The sequence below is a fragment of the Sinomonas sp. G460-2 genome (assembly GCF_047759905.1).
GTDB lineage: Bacteria > Actinomycetota > Actinomycetes > Actinomycetales > Micrococcaceae > Sinomonas.
In genome coordinates, this window is the sequence record NZ_JBKZWT010000551.1 from 1 (window position 1) to 1,221 (window position 1,221).

At 66.9% G+C, this 1,221-nt stretch carries 2 protein-coding genes; one reads left to right on the forward strand and one right to left on the reverse strand.

Annotated features, from left to right (window positions below; genetic code table 11):
* Positions 1-136: 136 nt before the first annotated feature.
* Positions 137-610, reverse strand: coding sequence for a tautomerase family protein (locus ACLN58_RS22360; RefSeq protein ID WP_415857400.1), 474 nt, complete (start codon positions 608-610; stop codon positions 137-139).
* A gap of 82 nt (positions 611-692) precedes the next feature.
* On the opposite strand from ACLN58_RS22360, the gene ACLN58_RS22365 reads away from it, so the two are divergent.
* Positions 693-1,221: TetR/AcrR family transcriptional regulator (locus tag ACLN58_RS22365; protein WP_415857401.1), on the forward strand; the 529-nt coding region annotated here is incomplete at its 3' end.

Here is a 1,221-nt window from a genome sequence, read left to right on the forward strand (position 1 = left end):
CGCCGGGAAAGGCGGAGACCTCGCCGGTCGGCGTGAGCCGCGCGCAGCAGATCCTCGACGAGCGACTCGCGAGCGGCGAGATCACGCCGGAGCTGTATCGGGACCTCAAGCAGGCGCTGGGAGACTAGCCACGGGGCTACTGCTGCTGGAGCTTGGCGATCTCGGCACGAGCGGCGGCTACGAGCTCCTCGTTGAGATGGGCGTGGCCCCACAGGCCCCAGCCGCCCTCGGGCGCCTCGGTCAGGAGGACCCACGTGCGCTCTGCGAGCGTCGGGTCCCCTGCCGCGGCGGCAACGAGCTCGGTGAGCTGGGCGACAACGGCGAGCTGCTTGTCGCGGTCGAGCGCGCCCGCGTTCGTCAGGACCTGCACGCGGACGTATGAGCTGTCGCCGTCCACGTTGGCCAAGCCCGAGGCCGGAAGTTCATGGACGAAAGCGGCCGTGTTCTTGCGGAACATGGGGATGTTCGGCACGCCCTCAACGGTCATGACGGTAGCGGCGAGCTCCTGGGCCAGCTTGGACGTGTCGGGGAAGGTCCCGGCTGCGGCGTAGACATCGATCATCGGCATGGTGGCCTCCGCGCTGTGAGAGCCGACTATGACGATCGTCATAGATACTATGCAAACTAACATAGAGCGAAGGGAATGCAAGCGCTAACGGGGTGAATTCTTGGCTGGTGATGTAAGGCGCCGCATGGTGCTGAGTGCGCTCAATCTGATCGCTGAGCGTGGGGTCGGCGGGACGTCGATCTCCGACGTCCTCGAACGCAGCGGCGCGCCCCGAGGGTCCGTCTATCACCACTTCCCGGGTGGGAAGGAAGAGATCGTTGGCGCCGCCATGGAGTACATGGCGACCGATGCGCGAGCCCCTCTCCGGGCGCTCGAGGGATCCGACGTCGCGGGGATCGTGACCGGCTTCATCAATCTCTGGCGCGGGGTCCTGCTTCGGAGCGACTTCGCGGCGGGCTGCGCGACCGCCGGCGTGACCGTGAGCGGCGAGTCGGAGGAATCCCGAGCGGCCGCGAGGAACGTGTTCGAGCTGTGGATCGATGACCTCATCGCCCTTCTCCAGGGTGCCGGTGTCGAGTCATCGAAGGCGTCCGACTTCGCGTGGATGCTCTTCGCATCAACCGAAGGGGCGCTCGTCTTCGCCCGTGCCGAGCAGAGCATGCGCGCGATCGACCTCGTCGAGCGGCAACTCCTGGCCTTCGGCGAGACCCTGG